The following is a 1,034-nucleotide window of genomic DNA, read 5'->3' on the forward strand; positions in this document are numbered from 1 at the left end:
TCAACGGAGGCAGAAATGACCAAACCTCATTTCAGGAAACTGCTCGGCGCACTGGTCGCCACATCTGTTCTATCAGGCACGCTCGGTTTCGCGTTTGCCGATACCACCATCCTCAACGTGTCCTACGATCCGACACGCGAGCTCTACAAGGCCTATGACGAAGCTTTCGTCGCCCACTGGAAGGCCGAGACCGGCGAGACGGTCACCGTCCAGCAGTCGCATGGCGGATCGGGCGCCCAGGCCCGCGCCGTGATCGATGGCCTCGATGCCGATGTGGTGACGCTGGCACTCGAAGGCGACATCAATGCCATCGTCTCGAAGTCGAACAAGATCAATCCCGACTGGCGCAAGAAATTCGAAAACAATTCAGCGCCCTACACATCGACCATCATCTTCCTCGTGCGCAAGGGCAATCCCAAGGGCATCCACGACTGGAGCGACCTCGTCAAGGACGGCATCCAGGTGATCACGCCCAATCCCAAGACCTCCGGCGGTGCACGCTGGAACTACCTTGCAGCCTGGGCCTACGCCAACGCCCATGACGGCGGCGACGAGGCCAAGAACAAGGAATTCGTCGGCAAGCTCTACGCCAATGCCCCGGTGCTCGACACCGGCGCGCGCGGCTCGACCGTGACCTTCGCGCAAAAGGGCATCGGCGATGTGCTGATCGGCTGGGAAAACGATGCCTATCTGGCGCTCGACGAATTCGGCGCCGACAATTTCGAAATCGTCTACCCGCCGACATCGATCCTGGCCGAGCCGCCGGTGGCGATCGTCGACGCCAATGTCGACGCCAAGGGCACGCGCAAGGTCGCCGAAGCCTATCTGGGCTGGCTCTATTCCAAGGAAGCGCAGACGATCATCGCCAAGAACCACTATCGTCCGGCCAAGCCCGAACTGGTGGCGCCGGCAGATCTGTCCAAGACACCTGATATCAAGCTGATCTCCATCGACGATCCGCTTTTCGGCGGCTGGAAGAAGGCACAGCCTTATCATTTCGGCGATGGTGGTATATTCGACCAGATCTACAAGCC

The 1,034-nt window shown here is 60.0% G+C and carries 1 protein-coding gene; it reads left to right on the forward strand.

Annotated elements, in window-relative coordinates; all coding sequences use genetic code 11:
* Positions 1-15 precede the first annotated feature (15 nt).
* Positions 16-1,034: sulfate ABC transporter substrate-binding protein (locus C8D77_RS37215; RefSeq protein ID WP_109672962.1), on the forward strand; the 1,019-nt coding region annotated here is incomplete at its 3' end.

The organism is Mesorhizobium loti (assembly GCF_003148495.1).
GTDB lineage: Bacteria > Pseudomonadota > Alphaproteobacteria > Rhizobiales > Rhizobiaceae > Mesorhizobium > Mesorhizobium loti.